The 23012-nt window shown below is 61.5% G+C and carries 24 protein-coding genes; 13 read left to right on the forward strand and 11 right to left on the reverse strand.

Features of this window, described 5'->3' with window-relative positions:
- Nucleotides 1-105 precede the first annotated feature (105 nt).
- On the reverse strand, nt 106-1425 hold the full coding sequence (locus GY791_15965; protein ID MCP4329923.1) for an FAD-binding oxidoreductase: 1320 nt from the start codon (nt 1423-1425) through the stop codon (nt 106-108).
- Nucleotides 1426-1613: 188 nt separating this feature from the next.
- Here GY791_15965 and GY791_15970 point away from each other — a divergent pair, with 188 nt between their 5' ends.
- Both GY791_15970 and GY791_15975 read left to right on the forward strand, forming a co-directional pair.
- The gene (locus GY791_15970; GenBank protein ID MCP4329924.1) at nt 1614-2321 is read left to right on the forward strand and encodes a TetR/AcrR family transcriptional regulator; all 708 of its coding nucleotides are present in this window, start codon (nt 1614-1616) and stop codon (nt 2319-2321) included.
- Between the two features lie 3 nt (nt 2322-2324).
- Nucleotides 2325-3890 (forward strand): trimethylamine methyltransferase family protein, encoded by a 1566-nt coding sequence (locus tag GY791_15975; GenBank protein ID MCP4329925.1) that lies wholly within the window; start codon nt 2325-2327, stop codon nt 3888-3890.
- 28 nt (nt 3891-3918) lie between these two features.
- Here the strand turns inward: GY791_15975 and GY791_15980 are convergent, their stop codons facing one another.
- A complete protein-coding gene (locus tag GY791_15980) occupies nt 3919-4176 on the reverse strand; it encodes a hypothetical protein (GenBank protein MCP4329926.1) in 258 nt (85 codons plus the stop codon).
- Between the two features lie 137 nt (nt 4177-4313).
- Nucleotides 4314-5723 (reverse strand): cytochrome-c peroxidase, encoded by a 1410-nt coding sequence (locus GY791_15985; protein MCP4329927.1) that lies wholly within the window; start codon nt 5721-5723, stop codon nt 4314-4316.
- Between the two features lie 213 nt (nt 5724-5936).
- Here GY791_15985 and GY791_15990 point away from each other — a divergent pair, with 213 nt between their 5' ends.
- Entirely contained in the window at nt 5937-6515 is a 579-nt protein-coding gene (locus tag GY791_15990; GenBank protein ID MCP4329928.1) for a thioredoxin family protein, read from the forward strand.
- Between the two features lie 66 nt (nt 6516-6581).
- Here the strand turns inward: GY791_15990 and GY791_15995 are convergent, their stop codons facing one another.
- From GY791_15995 to GY791_16005, 3 genes are all read right to left on the reverse strand, one after another.
- Nucleotides 6582-6719: a hypothetical protein gene (locus GY791_15995; GenBank protein ID MCP4329929.1), complete on the reverse strand. Its 138-nt coding sequence runs from the start codon at nt 6717-6719 to the stop codon at nt 6582-6584.
- Between the two features lie 21 nt (nt 6720-6740).
- Nucleotides 6741-7568, reverse strand: coding sequence for an LOG family protein (locus tag GY791_16000; GenBank protein ID MCP4329930.1), 828 nt, complete (start codon nt 7566-7568; stop codon nt 6741-6743).
- 74 nt (nt 7569-7642) lie between these two features.
- The gene (locus tag GY791_16005) at nt 7643-9127 is read right to left on the reverse strand and encodes an acyl--CoA ligase (protein ID MCP4329931.1); all 1485 of its coding nucleotides are present in this window, start codon (nt 9125-9127) and stop codon (nt 7643-7645) included.
- A gap of 184 nt (nt 9128-9311) precedes the next feature.
- Here GY791_16005 and GY791_16010 point away from each other — a divergent pair, with 184 nt between their 5' ends.
- From GY791_16010 to GY791_16035, 6 genes are all read left to right on the forward strand, one after another.
- The gene (locus GY791_16010; GenBank protein ID MCP4329932.1) at nt 9312-10271 is read left to right on the forward strand and encodes a TAXI family TRAP transporter solute-binding subunit; all 960 of its coding nucleotides are present in this window, start codon (nt 9312-9314) and stop codon (nt 10269-10271) included.
- Entirely contained in the window at nt 10253-12205 is a 1953-nt protein-coding gene (locus GY791_16015; GenBank protein MCP4329933.1) for a TRAP transporter fused permease subunit, read from the forward strand. Before GY791_16010 ends, GY791_16015 begins: the two co-directional genes overlap by 19 nt.
- Before the next feature lie 104 nt (nt 12206-12309).
- Nucleotides 12310-13416 carry a hypothetical protein gene (locus GY791_16020; protein MCP4329934.1) on the forward strand — a complete coding sequence of 369 codons (1107 nt, stop codon included), beginning with the start codon at nt 12310-12312 and terminating at the stop codon, nt 13414-13416.
- A gap of 130 nt (nt 13417-13546) precedes the next feature.
- Nucleotides 13547-14032: a hypothetical protein gene (locus tag GY791_16025; protein MCP4329935.1), complete on the forward strand. Its 486-nt coding sequence runs from the start codon at nt 13547-13549 to the stop codon at nt 14030-14032.
- A 109-nt stretch (nt 14033-14141) separates the two neighbouring features.
- The gene (locus GY791_16030) at nt 14142-14939 is read left to right on the forward strand and encodes an SDR family oxidoreductase (protein ID MCP4329936.1); all 798 of its coding nucleotides are present in this window, start codon (nt 14142-14144) and stop codon (nt 14937-14939) included.
- A 46-nt stretch (nt 14940-14985) separates the two neighbouring features.
- Complete coding sequence (locus GY791_16035; GenBank protein ID MCP4329937.1) at nt 14986-15765, forward strand: hypothetical protein; 780 nt, start codon at nt 14986-14988, stop codon at nt 15763-15765.
- 13 nt (nt 15766-15778) lie between these two features.
- Here GY791_16035 and GY791_16040 read toward each other — a convergent pair whose 3' ends face one another.
- The 4 genes from GY791_16040 to GY791_16055 all read right to left on the reverse strand — a co-directional run bounded on the left by GY791_16040 (nt 15779) and on the right by GY791_16055 (nt 19249).
- Nucleotides 15779-16231: an NfeD family protein gene (locus tag GY791_16040; protein MCP4329938.1), complete on the reverse strand. Its 453-nt coding sequence runs from the start codon at nt 16229-16231 to the stop codon at nt 15779-15781.
- The gene (locus tag GY791_16045; protein MCP4329939.1) at nt 16231-17163 is read right to left on the reverse strand and encodes an SPFH/Band 7/PHB domain protein; all 933 of its coding nucleotides are present in this window, start codon (nt 17161-17163) and stop codon (nt 16231-16233) included. The genes GY791_16040 and GY791_16045 overlap by 1 nt, the downstream gene beginning before the upstream one ends.
- A gap of 138 nt (nt 17164-17301) precedes the next feature.
- A complete protein-coding gene (argE, locus tag GY791_16050; protein MCP4329940.1) occupies nt 17302-18468 on the reverse strand; it encodes an acetylornithine deacetylase in 1167 nt (388 codons plus the stop codon).
- A 13-nt stretch (nt 18469-18481) separates the two neighbouring features.
- Complete coding sequence (locus GY791_16055; GenBank protein MCP4329941.1) at nt 18482-19249, reverse strand: NAD kinase; 768 nt, start codon at nt 19247-19249, stop codon at nt 18482-18484.
- Between the two features lie 154 nt (nt 19250-19403).
- Here GY791_16055 and GY791_16060 point away from each other — a divergent pair, with 154 nt between their 5' ends.
- Nucleotides 19404-19895, forward strand: coding sequence for a molybdopterin-guanine dinucleotide biosynthesis protein A (locus tag GY791_16060; GenBank protein ID MCP4329942.1), 492 nt, complete (start codon nt 19404-19406; stop codon nt 19893-19895).
- Nucleotides 19896-19921: 26 nt separating this feature from the next.
- Here the strand turns inward: GY791_16060 and GY791_16065 are convergent, their stop codons facing one another.
- Nucleotides 19922-20383, reverse strand: coding sequence for an Lrp/AsnC family transcriptional regulator (locus GY791_16065; protein ID MCP4329943.1), 462 nt, complete (start codon nt 20381-20383; stop codon nt 19922-19924).
- A 170-nt stretch (nt 20384-20553) separates the two neighbouring features.
- Between GY791_16065 and GY791_16070 the strand changes: the two genes are divergently transcribed.
- From GY791_16070 to GY791_16080, 3 genes are all read left to right on the forward strand, one after another.
- The gene (locus GY791_16070; GenBank protein MCP4329944.1) at nt 20554-21498 is read left to right on the forward strand and encodes a DMT family transporter; all 945 of its coding nucleotides are present in this window, start codon (nt 20554-20556) and stop codon (nt 21496-21498) included.
- Nucleotides 21495-22469, forward strand: coding sequence for an NAD(+) diphosphatase (gene nudC / locus GY791_16075; protein MCP4329945.1), 975 nt, complete (start codon nt 21495-21497; stop codon nt 22467-22469). Before GY791_16070 ends, nudC begins: the two co-directional genes overlap by 4 nt.
- 99 nt (nt 22470-22568) lie before the next feature.
- The gene (locus GY791_16080) at nt 22569-22994 is read left to right on the forward strand and encodes a hypothetical protein (protein MCP4329946.1); all 426 of its coding nucleotides are present in this window, start codon (nt 22569-22571) and stop codon (nt 22992-22994) included.
- The last annotated feature ends 18 nt before the right edge of the window (nt 22995-23012 follow it).

Here is a 23012-nt window from a genome sequence, read left to right on the forward strand (position 1 = left end):
GTCACGGCGACATGGGTCAAGCGAGATATGTATCAGATGATGGGCATTGCGTGCCATGGTCGCAACTCGTCGTTCCGGGGTCCGTGCGAAGCAATGTCCCATCGGCTAGGCTTCGGCACGGTTGCGCCAGATTTCCCAGGCGAAACGGGCGCGGACACCCAAATCGAGAAACGGCCGCGGCGGCAGTTTGGTGGGCGCGCCCAAACTCTCCATATCGGCGATTAGGGGATTGTCGCGCCCGGTCGCCATGTCGGCGGCCAGAGTCCCGCCTATGGTTCCCTTGGTGACGCCAACCGCATTCTGGCACACCGCGGTATAGATGTTCGGCGCCACGCGCCCAAAGCCCGGCGCGTGATTGCGCGACAGGCACAGGAATCCGGTCCAGGTATGTTCGATCGTGACCTTGGGCAGCATCGGGAAGCGTTCAGCAAATAGGCGCTGGTGGGTGCGGGAAGCGTCCGTGCGCTGGGCATCGGAGACGCGGAAATTGGGTTGAAAGTGGACATTCTGGCGAATCAGGATGCGCCGGTCCGCGGTCAGCCGCATGGTAATCCCGGCGAACGCATTGGCCGGTGTCAGCCCCCAATTGTCGACGCCGCCGAGCGCTTGGCGCTCGTCATCGTCGAGGGGTCGGGTGAGGCTGGCATGGGATGCGAAGACCAGCAGGCGTCCTTTGAAAAAGCCAAAATGCTGGGCGAAACCGTTGGTCGTCACGATCATCTTGGGCGCCGTTACGGCGCCGTTCGGGACCGACAGGCGGACCGTATTTCGGTAATCGGCCTCGGTCACGGGACAATGCTCGTAAAGGGTGACGTTCGCGGGCAACGAGTCTGCCAGGCCCCGGGTCAGCGCGGCCGGGTTCATCAGAATGGTGCCCGGCGTATAAACGGCGGTTTGGAAATGCGGCGTGCCAACCGCGCCCACCAGCGCTTTCCTATCGACCCAGCGATAAGGCTCGCCCAGAGCCTCCAGCTCCTTGACGAACGGGTGAAGTACCTCACTTGCGCCCCGTTCGGTGACCGCCGCGTGAAATTTCCCGGTTTGTGTCCATTGGCAGTCGATGGCGTGCGCTTCCACCAGCGCCCCCAGTTGACTTACCGCGGCGCGCGCCAAGCGGATGAATCGCTCCGAGGCCTCGAGCTCGGCCAACGAACTGCCGACATTGTGGGGGACGTCGATGGCGAATCCGGAATTGCGCCCCGAGGCACCTTCGCCAACTTCCTGGGCTTCGATAAGAACGATCTTGTCTTGCGGACGGTTCTCGGCCAAGCGGCGCGCAGCGGCGAGTCCCGCGAACCCGGCGCCAACGACGACGTAATCCGCGTGAATTTCACGCTCCAACGGCGGACGCGGAACGCGACGCGCCAGAATGCGACTCCACCCGTTGGTCGCGTCGTCCGCCGGCAGGACAGCGATCTTGGTCATGGTTGAAATTCTTCCTTCAAATTGCCCCTGGCGGCATCCGCTCACCGCGGCAGTCGGACCGTTTGCACGGCGAACGGATTCCACAGTCGCCTGGAGCTCGCTTTATTGCCGCTTGAGCTTCTCCATACAATACTGTATGGAGCCATACAAGGGTGTATGGAGACATCGCCGAAAGGATGGGTCGAATAGTGATAGACCGGCCGGGAACTACCGATAACCGTCTCGACGACCAGGGCAGCGAACGCCCCCTTGGTCGCGGGGACTGGATCGACACGGCCCTGGCGATCCTGGTCAGCGACGGCATCGATGCGGTCAAGATCACGCGGCTCGCCGATACCATGGGCGTCACGCGCGGCAGCTTTTATTGGCATTTCGAGAACCGCGCCGACCTGCTCGACGCGCTGATTGGACGCTGGGAAGCGAAGAACACGTCGGCCGTGGTGGCCGCGGTCGAGACCGCGGCGGATCTGACCGAAGGCATTCTCGCCCTGTTCGACGCCTGGATGGATGTCGGACGGTTCGACCCGGGCCTCGATTCGGCGATGCGCGATTGGGCGCGACGTTCGTCACGGGTCAGGGCGACCGTCGACGATGCCGACAAGCGTCGCGTGGACGTCATCGCAGCGTTGTTCGAGCGCGCCGATTACGACCCGGCCGAGTCGATAATCCGCGCCCGTGTCATCTATTTCTCCCAGGTCGGGTACTACGCCCTCGGGATCGAAGAGACCCTGGGCCAACGTGTCGCCCACATCGAAACCTTTTACCTGACATTCACCGGGCGCCAAATGGACCGGGACCTAGCCCAGGCTTATCGCCGCCGGCACGGCATTGGCCCGGGACGGGAGCAGCGCGGATCGCAAACGAGAAAGACGGCGCCGCGGCGGAGGAGAGGATAGCCCATGGTCGCTGAACCCGCGCCGGCCCGTCGTGGCCGACGAAGGCGAAATCGCACGGAGGCCGGCGGGAAAATGTCCCGCAGCGCCGACCTCGTGAACCTGAATTATGTTCGCGTCAGAAATCCCTACCGGCCGATCGAGCAGTTCTCGGCCGATCAGATCGAAGCCATCCACGAGGCTTCATTGACGGTTCTCCGCGAGATCGGAATTCGGGTTCTTAGCGACGAAGCTTTGGCCATATTCAAGGGCGCCGGGGCCGCCGTGGATCCGTCGAGTCAGCGCGTGCGTTTCGATGATGAGATGGTTCTCGAAGCGGTGGCCAAGGCATCGCCGACGGTCAAGGTTCGTGCCCGCAACGCGCTGCGCGACATGGAGGTCGGCGGTGACAATGTCGTTTTCTGCACTGTCGGCGGGCCGCCCAACATTTCCGATCTGGAAAATGGACGGCGGTCCGGCACGCTTGCCGACTTCACCGATTTGGCTCGGCTCGCCCAATGTTTCGACGTCATCCATTGCCACGGTGCGAGCGTCGAAGCGATGGATATCGAGACTCGTTTCCGCCACCTAGAGATCACCCGTGCTCTCCTCGTCGAAACCGAGAAGGTTCCATTCGTCTATTGCCGCGGTCGTGAGACGGTTGCCGACGTGATGGAGATGGTGCGGATCGCTCGTGGGATCCCAACCGACCGGTTCGATGCCGAACCGAGTTGCTACACCGTGGTCAACATGAACTCGCCGCTGCAACTCGATATCCCGATGTCCAAGGGCATTATCGACTTCGCGCGGCGCGGGCAGTTGATGATCCTGACACCGTTTACCCTGGCCGGCGCAATGGCGCCGGTGTCGATCGCCGGCGCCCTGGTACAGCAAAATGCCGAGGCGCTAGCAGGGCTCGCGCTCTCACAATTGGTACGCCCCGGCGCGCCCGTTGCCTATGGCGGCTTCACTTCGAACGTCAATATGAAAAGCGGTGCGCCGGCCTTCGGCACGCCCGAATACGTCAAGGCCGCCTTCGCCAGTGGCCAGCTGGCTCGGCGCTATAACCTGCCGTGGCGATCCTCGAACGCCAACGCTTCGAACGCACCCGATGCCCAGGCGGCCTATGAATCGCAGATGGCCCTATGGGGTGCCCTGATGGGCGGCTGCAACATCGTGATGCATGGTGCCGGGTGGCTTGAGGGCGGGCTTACCGCATCCTTCGAGAAATTCATCATCGACGTCGAAATGCTGCAAATGTTCGCCGAGATGTTCCGGCCCGAGCCCTGCGATGCCGGGGCACTCGCCCTCGATGCCATGCGCGAGGTCGGGCCGGGAGGCCACTATTTCGGCGCAGCGCACACGTTGGAACGCTACGAGAATGCGTTCTATTCGCCGTTGCTGTCCGATTGGCGCAACTTCGAGACTTGGAATGAGGCCGGCTCGGTCGACGCCACCCATCGCGCCCACGCGATCTACAAGGACGCGCTCAAGAATTTCGAGCGGCCGCCGATGGATTCGGCAATTCGAGAAGAACTCGATGCCTTCGTCGAGCGCCGCCAAGCCGAGGGCGGTGCAAATCTGGACGATTGACGAACTTGCGGCCTAGTTCCAATCGTTTCTAGTAGGGCTCGCAATCGCCGACGACCACGCGGCACATTTCCGCATTGCTGTCGTGCCTCCTGCAGCTCTCGAGCGCATTGTTGACGGCGACGGTGCGGTTGGTGTCGTGCCAAGAGTACAGTCGATTGGCGCCCAAATTGTTCTCGGCGAAGGCGGTGCACTGCCAAGCCGACGCCGTCTCGGTCATCGGGTTCTGCGAGCAACCCAGAAGAATCGCCCCAAGGGCGGCCAGTGCCAAGGCTCGGTAATGGTTCATTCGAATTCTCCACATCGACTTCAAGGGACGCCCATGCCCGGTCCGCTAGGGGAAATCTCAAACTACCAACATTCAGTCCACTCCGGGCGCCAACCGTATCCACAGGAGCGGCGGCGGACAAGGGGGCGAAATTCGCCTCAGTCGTAAATTGGAAGACCGCTCGGCACTTCCGACGGCACGAGATGGCTCAGATCCACGCTGGACGGATCGGTCAACGCAGCGAGAAAGGCGACGAGATCGGCGACCTCGAAATCCGTCAATCCTATCGGCGACAATTCATTGGCTTTCGCGACGCCCGCCCAATCGCTGCTGTCTGCATCGGCATCCTTGGCGGCGAGATCGGCGCGATCGGGCAACCGCGCCTGGCCGATATCGTAGTTTGCCGCGGCGGCAACGGGGTCCAAGTGGTGACGGACCACCGCCTCCAGGCTCCCATAAGCGCCGCTGTGGCCCCACGGACCGGTCAGTGCCGCGTTGCGCAGGGGAGGCGTGCGAAATCGGTAGCGATCGGCATCGAGATCGGTGACCCGGCGACGGCCGAAATCGCCCTTTCCGCCTGTGCCGTCACCTTTGCCGGGTCCGATCTGCGGCATGGCGATAGCGTGAAAGCCCTGGTCGGAAAGGAATGGTCCCGCATGGCAGGTCGAACAGCCCGCCTTGCCGTAAAACAGGCGAGCGCCGCGCCGTGATTCGGCATCCATGGCGAAGGCGTCGCCCCTGAGCCAGCGGTCGAAGGGCGAATTGTCGGCGCGGAAGGCCGCGGTCTCGAAGCCGGCGATCGCGTTGGCGGCGTGGACGAACGTAATGTCGTTCGGACCGGCCAACGCGGGATAGACCTTCATGAACAGATCGACATAGGCCGGGATCGTCCGCAGCCGGTCGGCGAGCAGCGTCCAGGCGCCATTCTCGCCGGCAAGGTCGCCAGTCGCGACGGCGCTTGCGATCGAGTTCTCCCCCGGATGACCGGCCATTTCGTCGGCCGTCGCAACCGGGAACATCGCCTGGACCGCGAGCACCGAATCGAGTCCGGGAGGAAGTTTGTCCCCGGCCGGGCTCCTGAAGCCGGCCGGATGCGACGGATCCCGTTCGACACGGCCATCATGGAACAAGACCGTTACCGACTTGGCGCCCAGGTTGAACAATCCGGGGCTGTTCCGTGCCACCCGGTTCTGCACGCCGGTAAACGCGTTGCCCGGATGGCGGGTCACGCCGAGGCCGGCAGCCCCTTCGCCGAGCGGCAACGACAGTCCGTCCGTGGTATGAGCGAGGGGGTGATGGCAGGTGGCGCAGGCGATATTGAGATTGCCGCTCAGCACCTTGTCGAAGAACAAGAGGCGGCCAAGCTCGATCCGGGCGTGGTCGTCGGGCCCCAGAATCGGAAAATCTTCCGCCGTCAAGGGCGGTGGCAACCCGGCGGGACGGATTTCGTCGGTCGGTTGCGCGACCCGCGACTCGGCCCACGCCGCAGCCGCCGCGAGCGCGAATGCGATACCGAGGAGAAATACTCTCAGCACAGGAAGATCCCGGGTCACGTCTTGCCGAACCATGGGCGATTGAAGAATCACATTGTGGCAGGTTGACGGCGCGATAGTAAAGTACACTTCGGTTGAAGACAGCGTTATCGCGGGTGGCGGCACACCGCTATTCCCTTAGCCGCGCATTTTTGAAGCCGGAGGCACCGCCGGGCCGATCACCCGGTTCCGCCGGCGCCGGGATCGAGCGGAACAAGCTTACCGCAAGACAGGACGGAGTTGCCGGCCATGGCCGTAACCGAATCGACGAAACTGCCGCTCGGCACCGCGGCGCCCGATTTCTGCTTGCCCGACACCGACGGGAGCGATCGCACGCTTTCCGATTTTGGCGCCGCGCCGGCGCTGTTGGTCGTCTTCATGTGCAATCACTGCCCCTATGTCATCCATCTGAAGGAGGCCCTGGCCCGGTTCGCCGCGGAATACAAAGAGCGTGGACTTGCGGTCGTGGCCATCAACGCCAACGATCCCGAGCACTATCCCGCCGACGCGCCGGATAAGATGGCCGAGGACGTCGCCGCCTACGGCTATTCCTTTCCCTACCTGTTCGATGAATCGCAGGATGTCGCCAAGGCATATCGCGCCGCCTGCACGCCGGACTTCTATTTGTTCGATGGTGACCGCAAGCTGGTCTATCACGGCCAGTTCGACGACAGCCGGCCGGGGGCCGATCTGCCGGTGACAGGGGCCGATTTGCGGGCGGCCTCCGACGCGGTGTTGGCCGCCAGTGAACATGATGCAACGCAATCGGCCAGCGTCGGTTGCAGCATCAAGTGGAAGCCCGGCAATACGCCCGACTATTTGGGCTGAGAAAAACCCGCGGGCTTCATTTTTTCCCATCCCGAACACGTCGCCGGCCTTTCCGGCGTGATGCGATCACCGGTTCTGAATGCGTTCTTCGGTGCGCCGTTCGAACCATCCGTCGGGTGACGACACCGGGTAGAGGTAGCCCAACACTGCGAGCGTCGCGAACAGGGCGGCAAAAACCAGCAGAAACCAGCCGCGCTTGTTCATGACGCCGATCGTGACCCGGGGTCAGAGATAGGCGCCGGGATGGCGCAGGGCGTAATCGGCCAACTGCTCGGTGATGTAGTGGTAGGCGTCATCGATCGAGTCGGTGCGGTGAATGAGGCTCAGGTCGTCTTCGCTTATCGTGCCGAATTTCGCCATCGCCTCCAGATTGACGACTTCGTTCCAAAACGCGCTGCCGAACAATACGATCGGCAAGTGCTTTCGAATCTTCTTGGTCTGAAGCAAGGTCAGACACTCGAACAATTCGTCCAATGTGCCGAATCCGCCGGGCATGATGACCATCGCCTTGGCCAGGTAGAGGAACCAGAACTTGCGCATGTAGAAGTAGTGGAATTCGAACGACAGGTCGTGGGTGATATAGGAGTTGATGCTTTCCTCGAAGGGCAGCGAGATGCCGAGGCCGATATTGATACCCTTGGCCTCGCTGGCGCCACGATTGGCGGCTTCCATGATGCCGGGGCCACCACCCGAGCAGATGACGAACCGGCGCTGACTGTCTTTGAGCCCTTTGGACCACAGGGTCAGGCGATGGGCGAGTTCGCGGGTCGCTTCGTAGTACTGGGCCATGGCGACCCGCCGCTCGGCGACGGTCGTGTCGCCGCCGGCCGCCTGCACCGCTTCCAATTCGGCGTGAGCAGCCTCGGCCGAGACGATCCGCGCCGAACCGAAGAACAGAATGGTATCGGAGATCGACCGCGCTTCGAAGCGTTCGAATGGCTCGAGATATTCGGCCAGCATGCGCAAGGGACGAGCGCTCACGCCGTCGACGAAGTCGCGATTGTGGTAGGCTTTAACCGGGCCCTGGGGAGATGCAGCCTTTGAAGGTGCCATGAATTGCCCTGCGCTTCAGTGAAATCGAAGGCAATCGTACGTCATTGATGAGGGGCAGGCGAGTCGTGCCGCCTTCAGCCGTCGTCGATCATCGTCAACCGCGCCGACAGCTCGCGTTTTAACACTTTGCCATTGGTGTTCCGCGGCAGGTCGTCGACGAGAAATATGTCTCGGGGCAGTTTGGCAGCGCTCAGCTTGGTGCGGCAGAGCAGCATCAGGTCCTGCTTCGACACGTCTGCCGAGAGGACGACGAAAGCGGCGATTTCCTCGCCCAACAACCGAGAAGGCCATGGCACGACGGCGGCGTCCTTGACCGCCGGATGAGCGGTTAGGACGGCCTCGATCTCGCCCGGGTAGAGGTTGGCGCCGCCGCGGATGATGATGTCGGAGGACCGTCCGAGAAGGTGGATGAACCCGTCTTCGTCGAGCCGAGCGATATCGCCCGAATAATGCCAGCCGTCGCGGACCATTTCCGGCGGCAACGCGTCATCGGGAGTTTTGTCTTGAAGGAAGATCGTTTCCGAGGGGAGAAACCGTAGTGAGCCTGTTTCACCCGTCGCTACCGGACGATCGCTTTCGTCAATAATTTCAACGACCACATGAGCCGCGGGGCGGCCCACGGTCTCGGCATGGGTCGCTATCGCGTCGGGCGGCAGAACACTGATCAAACCACCCGAACTGGTGCCATAGAGATCGCAGAATGCCGAGCTGATATGGGCGAGCGCCTGCCGCTTTTCCTCGCTGTGAAGAACAGCACCCAGACATATGGTGGAGCGCGCATTCGGCAGCAGCAAGCCGTCGGACGCCGGCAGTGCAATCAGATTCCGAACCATCGGCGGGACCAGGGCGAATTGGTTGGCCGAGTAGCGTTCAGCCACCTCGAGAAACTGTTGGGGATTGAACATCGATCCGAGGACATAGACGGCGCCGCCGGCGATCAGGACATTTGTACAATAGGAACGGGCGACGGAAAACTGAAACGGCAGCACCGAAACATAGACTGACAATGCCCCCCAATTCCCTTCGATATAATTTATCACAGCGCGGGCGAGCAGGCGGCTATGCGTCATCGGGATAGCTGTCGGCTCGCCCGTCGTTCCAGACGACATGTTGAAGTAAGCGATCCGATTTGCCGTTCGCTGGTATGGCCCCAAGGGCGCCGATCGGGCAACGGATTCATGCCACACCCCGTCGACAACCGACGCCGGATACCCGCTACCGTCGGGCGCCAGCCGATGTTCGAGCACGAGGGAAACGTCGAATCGCGCCGCGAATGCCGCCCGCTCGGCACCCTTGCCGCGCCAGTCCATGGCTACGGCGGTAGCGTCGATGCGCCAGACGGCGAACATTGCGATTAGAAAATCCGCATTGTCATGGAGGCAGAGCCCGACCCGGTCGCCAGGCGCCACGCCCAGCGTGAGCAGATGCGATGCGGTGCGGTCGATGAGGTCGTCGAGCTCGCCATAGGTCAGCGCGCGGTCCTGGTCGATCAAGGCGGGCTTTTCGGAATGTATCCGCGCGATGGTGCGGAGCAGGTCGGAAAGATTTACGGCGGGCATTTGAGATGAGGCCTCGGCAGTCGGGGGGAGCGCAGCTAGAGATTACTTGACGACGGCGGCAACGCAATTGCAGTGTTCGGGCAACTTGTCGGAAAGGCGAATCGGCAGCGTTTAAGGGAAGAGCCGGCCGGGCGCCTGGTCCGCGGGTCCAAAAGTGGTTTAATTTGCAGGAAAGATATCTGTGATGTGGCAGCGTCTTGCGGTCAGTCTGGTTTTTGCCGTCGTCGTGTCGTCGGTGGCGCGTGCGGAACCGATCACGGTTGGGGGATCTCCCACCGGGCAGCCCTTGAACGCCATGGCGACGGCGATCGCCAAGGTGGCCAATCGGCACGAGGGCCTCGATATTCGCGTCCAGCCGTTTCGCGGCTCATCGCAATACGTGCCGCTGGTCAACGCGGGGGAGCTCTTGGGCGGCGTCGCAAACGCGCTCGAACTCGGTTTTGCCTATCATGGGACGGGCACGTTTGACGGTCACCCCAATCCCAATATTCGCTTGATCACGGCGACCTATCCGTTTCGTGTCGCGTTCGCGGTCATGGCCGATAGCGGTATCGGTTCGGTCGCGGATCTCAAGGGAAAGAGACTTCCCAGCGGGTATGGGGCGGCGAAAATCGGTCCGGTCTTGCAGGACGGCCTGCTGGCCAACGCCGGACTGACGATGGCCGATGTTACCGCCGTGCCGATCACCCATTTCAGCGAGGGCCGTGATCTTTTCGGGCGCGGTATTATCGACGCGATCATCGCCGTGATCGGTTCCTCGGCGTTGATCGAATTCGAGCGTCGCTACGGCGACTTGCGCGTCCTGCCGATTAGCGACGCGCCGGCGGCCATGGAGGCCTTGCGCCGGTTCATTCCGGTCGCGGAGATAGCGACCGCCGAGCCGGGTCCGCGGATGGCCGGAGTTCTCGAGCCGATCAATGTGCTGGGTTACAAGTTCTTCTTCTTTGCGAGCGAATCGATGCCCGATGACGTTGCCTACAAGATCGCCAAGGCGACCTATGGAAACAAGGCGGATCTTGCGGCGGCGGTGCCGGCTTTCAACGGATTCGACCCGGAGCAAATGGCGCCGGATATCGGCGTGCCGTACCACCCGGGGGCGATCAAGTTCTATAAGGAAGTTGGTTTGTGGCAGGACCGGAACTAGACGATACGGAACCTGCCGAGCCCGCTCTCCCTGCCACAGAGGTCGCGAAGTCACACGGTCCTTGGGCTGCCCTGCTGGCGGCGTGCTTTCTGGTCTTGTTGGTTGTGTGGGCGCTGGAATTGCCGCGCCGAATTGGCGTGCCCTTACTGCCTGAGCAACTGGCGGCAACCTGTCTTGCGATCGCATTCATCCTAATCTTCCTATTCGTGCGGCCGTTCCGCTTTAGAGGCCGGCGCATCATCTGGCCGGACGCCGTTTTGGGTGCCGTGGGCGCCGCCGCGGCGCTGTATGTTGCGGCCGACTATTCGAATTTGGTCGAGAACCTCTACAATCGGCGCGTTGAGGCCGCAATCGTTGGCGGCCTTATGCTGGTGGTCGTCCTCGAAGCGATGCGTCGAACCGTCGGGACCGGCTTGGCGATACTCCTCGCCGTCATGATCATCTACGCGCTCTTTGGGCACTATCTCCCGGGCGCGATTCAGGCGCTGTCAACATCCGCGGACATCTTAGCCGGCTACCTTTTGCTCAGCCCGAATTCGTTGGTTGGCCGCCCCCTGGTTATTGTCTCCAGTATCGTCGTGCCGTTCGTATTCTTTGGCCATGTATTCACGACCGGCGGCGGCGGCGCATTCATGACCGATCTTGCCGGTGCCATTACCGGACGGCGCCGGGGCGGGGCGGCGAAGGTCGCGGTCCTGTCCTCAGGCCTGTTCGGCTCGGTTTCGGGGAGTGTCGTCTCGAACGTGATGACGACCGGGGCCTTCACGATCCCTATGATGCGCCACGCGGGGTTTCCGGCGCGCACGGCTGCCGCCATCGAAGCGGTGGCGTCGACCGGCGGCCAATTGATGCCGCCGGTGATGGGAACGGCCGCTTTCTTCATGATCGAATTCCTCGGTGTATCCTACACCGAGGTTGTCGCGGCCGCGGCAATTCCCGCGGTCCTCTATTTCGTAGCCCTGTTCATTCAGGCCGATCTCATCGCTGCGCGCCTCGGCATTGGGCGACCGCCCGAAAGCGGAAGCCGCAATGTCGGTGCCATTCTTCTCGATGGCTGGCATTTCCTTGTTCCGCTGGCGACAATCATTACCGCACTCGTCCTATTCAACCGCAGCCCACAATGGGCCGCATTGACCGGAACCGTCGTTCTGATTGTTCTTGCCCGCATCTTTGCGTATCGGGGCCGGCGAGCGACCGTCATAGAAATCCTGAAGTCATTGACTTCGGCCGTCTACCAATCCTTGCCGATCATCATCGTCGGCTGCGGCGCCGGTGCCGTCCTGGGAACCCTGGATGCCTCGGGGCTTTCCTTTTCGTTCGGCATGTACCTGTATAATTCGGGGCCCGACAATTTACCGCTACTCCTAATTCTCACGGCGTCGGCTTGCATCTTTCTCGGCATGGGGTTGCCGACCTCGGCAATATACATCCTGCTTGCAACGTTGATCGCACCCGACCTCGTGGCACTCGGTGTCGAACCGATCGCGGCGCATCTTTTCGTGCTCTATTTCGGCATGATGTCGATGATCACGCCACCCATCGCGTTCGGCGCTTTCGCCGCCGCTAGCCTCGCGGGCACGAATTTCGTTCGCACGGCCTTGACGGCGATCAGGTTTGGCTGGTCGGCTTTCATTCTGCCGTTCGTCTTTGTCTTGACGCCGGCGCTCATTGGCTATGGGAGCCCAGGTGAAATTATCTTTGTGGTTGTTTGCGCGACCGCCGGCATATGGTTGATCTCGGCCGCGATGGCGGGCTATCTCGGCGGGCGGCTTGGCTACACAAGCCGCATTTTCTTGCTCGTTGCCGGAATTCTTGCCCTTTATCCGGATTTCTCGTCGCTACCCGGCATCGTGGCAAGCGTTGCCGGGGTCTTGCTCGGTGCGGCGACATTCGCCTATGAATATCTCGGGACGTTAAGGGGATCCTCGGCGTGAGGCATTGCGAAACTCCACAAGGAAGCTTGCCGCCGGCTGTGGCTGGCTGTCGCGTACAGCCGATCCTTTCCGTCGGCCAGCGCATCTGCCGAGGTTTCTGAGCTATGGTGATCGAAGCGATCGAATCATCAGATCCGGCGGTCCTCCCGCGGCCGGATTTCTTGCCGCCCCACGAACTTCCGCGTACCGATATCGAGCGATGGTTGGTGATGGTGTGGGAGCGCCTGCTGAATCTCGCGCCGATCGGAGTCGCCGATAATTTTTTCGACCTCGGCGGCGATTCGTTCATGGTGGTCACGGTATTTGCCGAGATCGAGAATACCTGGGGAATCGCATTGCCGCCGTCGTTGATTGTCGAGGCGCCGACGCCGCGAGAACTTGCCCGGCGCCTGGAGCGGCCCGATGCGGAATCGGCGCATCCCGGTCTCGTCTTTTTCAATGACAGCGGTTCCAAGCCGCCCTTGTATTTCGTTCACGGCCGGGGCGGCGAGATCATCTTCGCAATGCCGATCGCCGGCCTGCTCGATCGCGATCAACCGTTCTTCGGAATCAGATACGCGCCGGGGCGGGATTCTTGGCCGCGACCGCTGATCGTCGAAGACATTGCCGCGACATATGCGACGATGATGCAACAACGACATGGCCGTGGTCCGTTTCGCATTTGCGGATACAGCATAGGCGCGGTCATTGCCTTCGAAATCGCGCAGTGTCTGAGCCGTGCCGGTTGTGAAATCGATGGCCTCATCCTCGTCGATCCCGCCCAACGAGCCTTGTCGAGGCCCGCGGTCCTCAGATCGCATATGCGCGATGTTTTCAGCCGACCGCCCGGTGACGCGGCCAAGCTGATCCAGACCCGACTCACAGGATTGATGCGGAGGAGCTTGGAGCGAGGTCTGTTGAGGAGCATCGGCCATAGGCTCGCTGGCCCACGGCCGGAACGAGATCCGATGTGGGATCAGCTGAGGATTGAGTTTGCCCAGGCATCTCGGCTTTACCGGCCGCAAGTTTTTCACGGTGATGCGGTCGTGATTACCAGCGAGGAAACGCGCCGCATCTATGGTGATGCCGGCCTTGGCTGGGGCGCCTTCGTGTCAGGAACCGTGCGTACCATTGAAATGGATGGCACTCACCATTCGATCATCGCTCCGCCATTGGTCGGTGAACTCGCGCAGCACGTCGCCGACGCGACGCGGGCCATGGATCGAGGTTAACCGTCCGCCGCCGCGCACCGGCTATCACAAGGCGCATACGGGAACGTGATTTTCATTCGGCCGCGACCGCGCCATATCAGCGGCTAGGAGAGAAATCCATCGCTCGCCAACCTGTTCGAAAGAGGTAGAAATGCGCACGAATCCCGTCCCGATGATACTCGCCGCCGGCGCTCTGGCGGTTTCGGCTACGAGTTTTGCATACGCAGCAAATGATCCGGTCGTCATCGAGCTCACCCAGATCGGCTGCCAATTCGTCGAATCGGAAAACGGCGTCAATCACGGCTTCATGCCCCAGTCGGCGGACGATTGTAATAAGATCAACGCCCGCACCGGCGACGAGCGCCTGGAAAAGGCCAAGGTGCTCGAGCTCAAGCCCGGCAAGTATGTCTTCCGCGTGACCAACAAGGACGTGCCCTACGAGTTGGGGTTCTGGCTGCGCGAGCACGACTACAACTGGGCCAACCCCTTGCACAAGCTGACCAAAGTTAGCGTTTCCGGCGGCGGATTGGCGGTGGGGACGACGAAGGACTACGTGGTCGAACTCGAAGAAGGCGACTACGTCTATTCCTGCCCGCTCAACCCGACCCCCGACTATCGACTCATGGTTCGAAGTTAAGCTCCCAAATCCGATCGCAAGAATCGCGGCCCGCCGAAAGACTTCTGGCGGGCCGCGTCGCATTGTATCCTCTCGTCGATATTGAGAACGGAAAGGCCGCAGAGGACACATGGGACGGGTTCAGGACAAAGTGGCGTGCGTTGTCGGCGCCGGGTCGGTGGGTGCCGGCTGGGGCAATGGAAAGGCCGCCGCCGTACTCTATGCGCGGGAGGGCGCCAGGGTTTTCGCGGTCGATCGTAACCTGCAAGCGGCCGAGGAGACCTGCTCCATCATTGCCGATGAGGGCGGGGAATGCGCGGCGCATTGCGCCGACATCGCTGACGACGAACAGATCCGCGCCATGGTCGACGGCTGCATCGAACGCTACGGTAGGATCGATATCCTGCATAACAATGTCGGAATCGTCGAGGTCGGCGGCCTTGAAGAAGTAGAGAGCAATGACTGGGACCGCGTGATGGCGGTCAATTTGCGCGGCATGTTCATGACCTGCAAGGCGGTGGTGCCGCATATGGTGGCGCAAGGCGGCGGCGCCATCGTCAACATATCGTCGGTGGCCGGGATACGATGGGCCGGGATCCCCTATCTGACCTATGCGACGAGCAAGGGTGCGATCGTCCCATTCACCCGCAGCATCGCGCTCGAGTACGCCGACCGAAACATTCGCGCCAATGCGATCCTGCCGGGCCTATTGGACACGCCGATGATCCGTGAGCCGCTCAAGGACATCTACGCTGGCGGCGATATCGACGAAATGTTGCGGGTCAGGAACGAACAATGTCCGATGGGCCGCATGGGTGACGCATGGGATGTCGCCTACGCGGCTTTGTTCCTCGCGTCGGACGAAGCCAAATACGTGACCGGGACCGAGCTCGTCGTCGATGGCGGATTATCGGTAAAATGTGTATGACCAGGGCGAAGCGAATTTGGTGTGACGTTTTGACGATGCATCGGCGATGAGGATATGGGCCCTCGTTCTGTGGCTGGTTGCGACGGCCGCCTTGGTTGCGCCGGACTTCTATCGCTTTGCCGAGGAGAAATCGCGTATCGATGTCTTGGCCGTGGACCTCGCCAAGGGATCGGCGACGGCGTCGGAGCTCGCGCGCGCCTACAGCGATGCCGTCCACCGCCGTTTGACCATCGACCGCAGCGCCGAATCCTACGGCGCGCGGGACCGCCCGTTTCTGCGCGAGACGGCGTGGGAGACGTGGTCGAAGGCACGCGGATTTTGCGGCGAGGCGTCGCGTGTCATCGTCAATATGCTGATCAGCCAGGGTGTGCCGGCGACACGGATCAATATGATCGGGCCGAAATTCGTGCATACCGCCGTCGCCTATCGGGACGGCGAGAAGTGGTACCTCGTGGACAGCATCGGGGCGCCCGGCGATTTCCGTGAATGGAGCCGGCAAAACGCGAAGCCGGTGTCCGAGCTGGTTTCGATGTCCTTCCACTTTGGCGGTGGGACCCCGATCCGGATCGATAACCCTTATTTCACGCGATACAGCTTCTTCAACTGGGGCCGTGTTATCGATTGGGCCGAAGTCAATCAGCGGGTGCCGTTTCCAATGCCGATCACCATGGTCATTGAAAATCCGCCTTTGCTAACCGGCATCCTGAAGCTCTGCGGGGCGATATTTGTCCTGTTGATCGGCTGGGCGTTCTTTCGCTATCGTGACCGGTCGCTGCGTCGACGCGCTAGCGAAGCGTCTTCGCCGGATACCGTGCACCGCACCTAGAACACTTGGCGCTTTAAACCGGCTCGATTTTCAGCACGGTACCGTCGGCCCCGGTGACGCGGACGCGCGCGCCGGCCTCCACGTCCTCGCCGCGCACTTTCCACGTCGTATCGTCCACCCGGAGTCGTCCCTCGCCGTTGCTGACCGGTTCGGTCAGGGTGAAGGTGCGGCCGACATATTGTTCGCCACGGCGATTGAGCGCCGGCTGCTCGGTTTCGATGGGATGGCGCCGGATCCATATTCGGGAGGCGACAACGGCGGCGACGGACACGATGGCGAACAGAGCGAGTTGCACCTGCCAGGCGAGATCGGGGAGAACCAGCACGACAACGCCTACTACGCCTGCCGAGATGCCGAGCCAGAGCAGGTAGGTGCCGGGCACCAGCATTTCGAACCCGACAAGAAGGAAGGCGAGTATGAACCAGTGCCAAAATCTTGTCTGTTCAAACCAGGCCACGAGCTCCATTACGCCACCTCGCGCTTGGTGAAGGTCTCCTTGGCGATCTCGGCGATGCCGGCGAGCGAACCAATGATGCTCGACGATTCGACCGGGAGTATCAGCAGCTTCTCATTGGGCGAAGCGGCAAAACTTCCCAACGCCTCGACGTATTTCTGCGCCACGAAGTAATTGACCGCCTGGATGTCACCTTCGGCGATCGCCGACGATACGACCGACGTCGCCATGGCCTCGGCCTGAGCCTCACGTTCGCGCGCTTCGGCGTCGCGGAACGCCGCCTCGCGGCGCCCTTCGGCCTGCAGGATCGCGGACTGCTTCTCGCCCTCGGCGCGCAGGATCGCGGCCTGGCGATCGCCCTCGGCATCGAGAATCTGGGCACGCTTTTCGCGCTCGGCCTTCATTTGCCGCGCCATCGCATCGACCAGGTCGGTCGGCGGCGCGATGTCCTTGATCTCGATGCGCGTCACCTTGACCCCCCACGGCGTGGTCGCGTCGTCGACCACGGCAAGCAGGCGGGCATTGATTTCGTCGCGCTTGGACAACAGTTCGTCGAGATCCATAGACCCCATGACGGTGCGCAGATTGGTCATGGTCAGATTGAGGATCGCGAACTCCAGGCGGCGCACTTCGTAAGCCGCTTTTGCCGCGTCCAAGACTTGGAAGAAGACGACTCCGTTGGCGGCGACCATCGCGTTGTCCTTGGTGATGATCTCTTGCGTCGGCACGTCGAGGACGTTCTCCATCATGTTCATCTTGGCGCCGATGCGGTCCATGAACGGCACGATAAGATGGAACCCGGGCCGCAATGTTCGCGTAAAGCGGCCGAATCGCTCGGCGGTAAATTCGTGACCCTGGGGCACAATCTTTACCGCCATCGCGATCAAAACGATGGCGAAGACAACAAGAACGAGAACGAAAATTGTGGCACCGTCTAGGAACATGTCGAACCCTCCGATGTTATGATTTGACGCCGTGATCCAAATTCGGGTTGCGGCGCAATTTGACTACATATGGGAAAAATGGTGCCGAAAATCTACTATATTTTGATCGCAGCATTGAATCAGAAGAGTGTTTTTTGCCTACACGGAACCCACGCGATCCATCAACCGGTCGAGAAATTGGTCACAGCGGGCGACCTGTTCGAGGCTCACGAACTCGTCCGGCTTGTGGGCTTGCTCGATGCTGCCGGGGCCGCAGACGACCGCTGGGATTCCACTGTCGCTGAACAAGCCTGCCTCGGTTCCGAAAGATACTTTGCGGGTATCGTTGGCGCCGGCGAGCGCTTTTGCGAGGAGGGTGATTTCCGCATTTTCCGGCGTATCCAGCCCGGGAAATCCGGAGAGCGGCTGCCATCTGAATCCGGTATCCGGGTCGACGTCACGCATCGCGGGTTCGATTTCCTCCTCCACGAACTTGCGGATTTCGGCCATGAGGGCCTGTGGGTCGTTGCCCGGCAGATTGCGGAACTCGAATTCGAACATGCAATCCTGTGGGATGATATTGAGCTGTGTGCCGCCGTTTATGATCCCGGTGTGAACGCTGGTATAGGGCGGATCGTAGCCCTCGTCATGCGGCCCCTCACGCCGCAATCGCTCGGCCATCGCGCTGAGATACCCGACAACGGCGGCGGCGTTTTCGATGGCGTTGACGCCGTGCTCGACCAAAGACGAGTGCGCCGCCAGTCCGCGCACATGGCACTGCATGCTGAGCTTGCCCTTGTGACCGCGGATGACCTTCATGTCGGTGGGTTCGCCGACGATGCAACCGGCCGGGCGAATCGGCAATCGTTCCAACCCGGCGAGCAGCGACCGCACACCCAGGCAGCCGATTTCCTCGTCATGGGAAAAAGCGAGATGGATGGGGGTCTCGAGTCCGCGGGCGAGAAAATCGGGAACCTTGGCCAGGACAACGGCGATAAAGCTCTTCATGTCGCAAGTTCCGCGGCCATAGATGCGGCCGTCCCGTTCGACGGCGACGAAGGGATCACTCGACCAATCTTGCCCGGCAACCGGAACGACGTCGGTATGGCCCGACAACGCGATGCCGGGGCGGTCGTCCGGCCCCAGAGTGGCATAAAGGTTGGCCTTCTCACCCGTCTCGTCCTTATAGAGCGTGCTGTCGATGCCGCTTTCCGCAAGGTAGTCACGAATGAATTGAATCAATTCCAGATTCGATTTGTGGCTCGTCGTATCGAAGGCAATCAATTTCTTGATCATGTCGAGCGACGTCGAACTCGCGGTGTTCATGTCTTTGGATACCCTAGGCCAGAAATTGCTCGTTGAGGATACGTTCCTCGAGATTGTGCTCCGCGTCGAAAAGGAGCGTTATCGCTACCTCGCGATCTTCGCGGACCTCGACCTCGGCGACGTCGCGGACTTCGGTATAATCGGCGGTCGCGCTGACCGGCCGCTTGTTGCCTTCGTGGATCCGAAACGTCACCCGTGCCAGGTGCGGGATCAGGGCGCCGCGCCAACGGCGGGGGCGGAACGCGCTGATCGGCGTGACCGCCAGCAGCCCTGCACCGATCGGGATGATCGGTCCTTGTGCGGAGAAATTGTAGGCGGTGCTGCCGGCTGGCGTAGCGACGATCACGCCATCGCAGACCAGCTCGTGCAACCGTATCACGCCATCGATCTGAATCTCGATCTTTGCCGCCTGTCGGCTCTCGCGGATCAGCGAGACCTCGTTGAAGGCAAGTGCATCGACTGATTGGCCGTCAATCGTGGTGGCGATCATGCGCAGCGGATGCAGCACGACCGGCTTCGCCGATTGGATGCGATCGGGCAGGTCTTCGAATTCGTACTCGTTCATCAGGAAGCCGACGCTGCCACGATGCATGCCGTAGATCCGAACGCCCGCATGGAGGTTCGCGTGCAGCGTTTCGAGCATGAAGCCGTCGCCGCCGAGCGCGACAATGACGTCCGCCGCGGTCGGCTCGGCCTGCCCGTACCGCGATACCAATTCCTCTAGGGCGCGCTGGGCCGGCTCGGCCTCCGACGCCACGAAGGCGATAGTCGTTTCTGCCATGTTCGTTTCGGACGTTTGAGACGCTGCGACCGTGGTTAGGATGAAGTATAGCGCCGATGCCGGCGAGCGCCAGCGTCGACGGTTTTCGATTTTTTGTCGTCGAGCGGTGGGCGGGCCCGCTATAACCCCTTTAGGATGAACTCGGATATTGGTGATGGCAATGAAACCGATTTTCTCGACGATAGCGCTCGCGGTCGTTTTTCTTGTTGTGACAAGTGCACCTGACGCGGTCGCCGCCGATCGCCACGCCGGCTACTACTACCCTCCGGCCCAGACCGAGGAGGAATACGTCGCCCGTTCGCGCACTCTGCTCAATGCGGATCGGCATATGCGTCTGGAGTTCGTCAATACGGTGACCGCTGAGCAATATGGCCAAACCTACCCGCCGCAATATGCGATGTTCGCGAAAGGCGAGGAGGGCGAAAAGATGATTATCGTCAGCCTCTATGAGGGTGCGTTCGACACTCTCTATCGGGCTCGCGGATTGCTCGCCATGTTGTCGGCCGTCGCTCGCCGGACGCCGTTTTTCCGCGAGCACAAGGTCGAGGACATCTTCACCTTCTTCGATCTCCTCAAATTGCTTGGCTACAGCCAGCTGACAATTTCGGACGGAAGATCGTTTTCCCACCGCGTGTTGATCAAGTAGCCGCCTCGAACCTGCCGCGCCGATCTCTACAGCGGTATTCGGAGGCCGACCTTGACGTTCTGAATGGCGACGATGGTGTGGAATTTTTCAATGTTGGTATTTTCGAAAAAGACACCGCGGGTCAACCGGTCGTAATCGGCCATGTCCTTTGCGGTAACGATGAGGACGAAGTCGTACTCTCCCGTGACGTAATAGCATTGCTGGATTTCAGGGATCCCTCGTACGTCGCGCTTGAACGCGTCGACGGTATGAGCGCCGCCGCGCTTGAGCACGACTTGGACGATGACCGTCAACATACCGCCCAACTTTTCGGGGTCGAGGACGGCAAACTCGGCTGCGATGACGCCGGAGTCCCTGAGCCGCCTGATCCGCCGTTGGCAGGCCGTGGGCGACAGCGCGACGGCATTCGCAATGGCCTCCGATGTCAGACGATTGTTGGCCTGCAGGAGATTGAGGATCTTGGTGTCATATTCGTCTAATGCGTCCATTTGCGCAGTATATATGCGTTATTGCGGTAAATCGCGCTGAAAATAGTCGAATTTCTGATGATTTGTAACTACGAACGGATCGATTGGAGAGCTATGTTTCGATGCGGCCGCGGGCCGCTGCGGGACGGCGTTTTGGCCGCCCACGCATGCTCAGCTAACAAGGACATGCCATGACAGTGGCAACAGGATCGAGACGGGATGGCGACAAGCACGAGCCGATATTCGAGCCCGATCGACGCGCGGTCGTAACCGCGGTCGTTTATGGCATTATTGCCGCGATCATTTGGGGTGCGTGGCCCGTGCTGTCTCGGCTCGGTGTCGAACAGAGCCTGAATGCCTACGACATCACCGCCCTTCGGTTCGTCGTTGCGGGCATCCTCTTGCTGCCTTTGTTCTGGCGCCGCGGCATCGCCGGTGTTGGCTGGACCGGCGCATGTTTGCTCACTTTTGGCGCCGGCGCCCCTTACGTGTTGATCGGCGTCGGCGGTTTCTCGTTCGCCCCCGCCGGTCACGGCGGTGTCATCATTCCCAGTTTCATGTTAAGCGCCGCCACTATTGGTGGCTGGCTGGTGCTGCGCGATCGGCCCGATGCCGTACGGCTGATCGGATTGGCGGGGATTATGGCCGGTGTCGTTTTAATCGGATGGGACCGGTGGGGCGCCGGAGGCGGCAGCGAAGAATGGATCGGACACCTGATGTTCGGGATTGCGGGGCTGCTGTGGGCCATCTACACCGTCGGCACACGCCTTTGGTCCGTTGACCCGCTGCACGCGACAGCGCTGGTGTCGGTTTTGTCGATGGTGGTCTATCTGCCGCCCTATCTGATCTTCGGCGCCACCAATCTCTTTCAAGCGCCGCTGTCCGAAATACTTTTCCAAGGCGTATTCCAGGGCGTCGCTGTCGGCATTCTGGCGCTGCTATTCTATACGCGGGCGGTGGCCGTGTTTGGCGCCGGGCGCGGCGCGGTCTTCGCGGCGCTGGTGCCGGCGCTCGCTGTCTTGTTCGCGTTTCCAATTCTCGGCGAAGTGCCGACATGGCTCGAGATCGCCGGACTGTCGACCGTGACCGGTGGCATGGTGTGCGCACTCGGTCTATTCCGGCGCGGCCGCCGATGACAGTGACGAAAGCGACACGCGAGCGATTGAGTTATGCCGGTGCGCGGCTCGACCGCGCCGCCATCTCACGCAAGGACCCGACCTGGGTCTCGGACCGGCTGTCCCGGCCGGATACGGTCTTCGTACCGGTTTGGCGTGATCGAAACCTGGTCGCCGGGATGGATAACGACGCGACCCCTTCCGCGGACTTCCGCTCGGGACCCCTTGCGGCGGCGATCTTGAAAGCATCATCCGTGACTGTGTTCCTCGGCCTCGACGGCGATACCGCGGTCTTTGCCGTCGACATCGACGTTCCGCACGAGCACCAGGCGGTCGACCTGGTGGGCACCGGGGCGTTTGTCGATTTGCGCCAGGTCGGGCCGCATCTGAGCGGGTATGATGCCGGGATCATGGCCTACGCGCGGGCGATGGCGTATTGGCACCGGCGGCAACGGTTCTGTGCGTCGTGCGGGGCGGTGATGAAAAGCCGGGACGGTGGCCACATCAGAGCGTGCACCAACGGGGATTGTGGCCGCCAGACCTTCCCGCGCACCGACCCGGCGGTCATCATGCTGGTCGAGCACTGCCCCCTCGATGGTGGCACACCGCGCTGCCTCTTGGGGCATCATGTGCGTCTGCCCGCTGGTCTTTACTCGACCCTGGCCGGCTTCGTCGAACCCGGAGAGAGCCTCGAGGAAACGGTGGTCCGAGAGGTCTTCGAGGAGACCGGGGTGGTCATCGGCGATGTCGCCTATCAGGGCTCGCAGCCGTGGCCGTTCCCGGCTTCGATCATGTTGGGCTTCCGCGCGCAGGCCGCATCGACGGCGATTCGCCTCGATGACGACGAGCTCGACGAGGCGCGCTGGTTCACGCCGAAAGAGGTGCGGAATTTTGGCGAGTGGGGTGACGACGGCGACGGTCCGAAGCTGCCGCGTCGTGATTCGATCGCGCGGTTTCTTGTCGAATCCTGGCTCGATGCCACGGATACCTAGACGAAACGGTGTCCGCGCCCTGTTCGCGACCGCGTCAAGCAGGCATACTGTCGGGGATCATGGCGGGACCCGCCAAGGAACCGATTTGAAGGTGCAAGAATGCGTATCTTCGCGTTGACCGTAGCCGTGTTGTGTATTGCCGCCTCGCCAGCCGCCGCCGAAAAATCTTGCGAGGCGTTCTTTTCGTCGATTCCCGGCTCTTACGTCGCCAGCGTCAATCATCATCTCGAAGTGCCGGCGGTGGCATGGCTGAAATGGGGCGGCGAATATGGCCGTGGCGTCGCTTCGGTCTATCAGGTCGAGGTACCCGACCTCAACCTGGAGACGCCGATAACCCGCCTGCTGTGCGCCCGGCTTGAGGAAGGGCGGTATGACAGCCCCGGTCTGTCCTACGACCTCAAAATCGGTATCGATGGTCTCAAGCTGACCGGGTTTTCGAAAAGCGTGGGTGCTCTGACCAACCAAGACTATTTCCGCTGCCTCGATATCGACCGCTGCGCGATCGAGGTCAAAGGTGGCGAATAGTCGTCAAGGCGGAAAACG

The sequence above is a fragment of the Alphaproteobacteria bacterium genome (assembly GCA_024244705.1).
In the GTDB taxonomy this organism is placed as follows: Bacteria; Pseudomonadota; Alphaproteobacteria; order JAAEOK01; family JAAEOK01; genus JAAEOK01.